Annotated in this window: 1 protein-coding gene; it reads left to right on the plus strand. The window is 31.1% G+C overall.

Translation table 11 applies throughout. The annotated features are described in order from the left end of the window. The coding region (locus tag AJ882_RS00265; RefSeq protein ID WP_070279624.1) for a methyl-accepting chemotaxis protein at positions 1 to 1,220 on the plus strand (1,220 nt) is incomplete at its 5' end.

The raw sequence follows: 1,220 nt of genomic DNA on the forward strand, positions 1-1,220 counted from the left end.
TAAATAATGAAGAAAGACTTGGAGCTTGTACTAAAGTCTTTGCTTATACAGCTTGTATTACCGAAAGCGCTGATATTATAAATAAACCTATATTTAAAGCAGCATATATACAAGTTATAGCCTTAATTGTTATGATATCTATTAGCATCATCCTCCTTTATTTCATCGTATCAAAATACCTCTCCCCACTTGCAGCTATCCAAACAGGTTTAACTTCATTCTTTGATTTTATCAACTATAAAACAAAAAATGTTTCTACTATAGAAGTAAAAAGCAATGATGAATTTGGACAAATCTCAAATGCTATCAATGAAAACATTCTTGCTACTAAAAGAGGCTTAGAACAAGACAATCAAGCCGTTAAAGAATCAGTTCAAACCGTATCAGTTGTAGAAGGTGGTAATTTAACAGCAAGAATTACTGCTAATCCAAGAAACCCACAACTTATTGAACTTAAAAATGTTCTAAATAAACTTCTTGATGTTTTACAAGCTAGAGTAGGTTCTGATATGAATGCTATTCATAAAATTTTTGAAGAATACAAAAGCTTAGACTTTAGAAATAAATTAGAAAATGCTAGCGGTAGTGTAGAATTAACTACTAATGCTTTAGGTGATGAAATAGTTAAAATGCTAAAACAAAGTTCAGACTTTGCTAATGCTTTAGCTAATGAAAGTGGAAAATTACAAACTGCTGTTCAAAGCTTAACCACTTCTTCAAATTCTCAAGCTCAATCTTTAGAAGAAACTGCAGCAGCTTTAGAAGAGATCACTTCTTCTATGCAAAATGTTTCAGTTAAAACTAGTGATGTTATCACTCAATCTGAAGAGATTAAAAATGTTACAGGTATTATAGGTGATATTGCAGATCAAATCAATCTTTTAGCTTTAAATGCAGCTATTGAAGCAGCTCGTGCTGGAGAACATGGTAGAGGCTTTGCAGTGGTAGCTGATGAAGTTAGAAAGTTAGCTGAAAGAACTCAAAAGTCTTTATCAGAAATTGAAGCTAATACTAATTTACTTGTTCAATCTATCAATGATATGGCAGAAAGTATTAAAGAACAAACTGCAGGTATCACTCAAATCAATGATAGCGTAGCTCAAATTGATCAAACTACTAAAGATAATGTTGAAATTGCTAATGAATCAGCTATTATTTCTAGTACAGTAAGTGATATAGCTAATAATATCTTAGAAGATGTTAAGAAGAAAAGGTTTTAA

The organism is Campylobacter sp. BCW_6461, from assembly GCF_001762735.1.
Classification (GTDB): domain Bacteria; phylum Campylobacterota; class Campylobacteria; order Campylobacterales; family Campylobacteraceae; genus Campylobacter_D; species Campylobacter_D jejuni.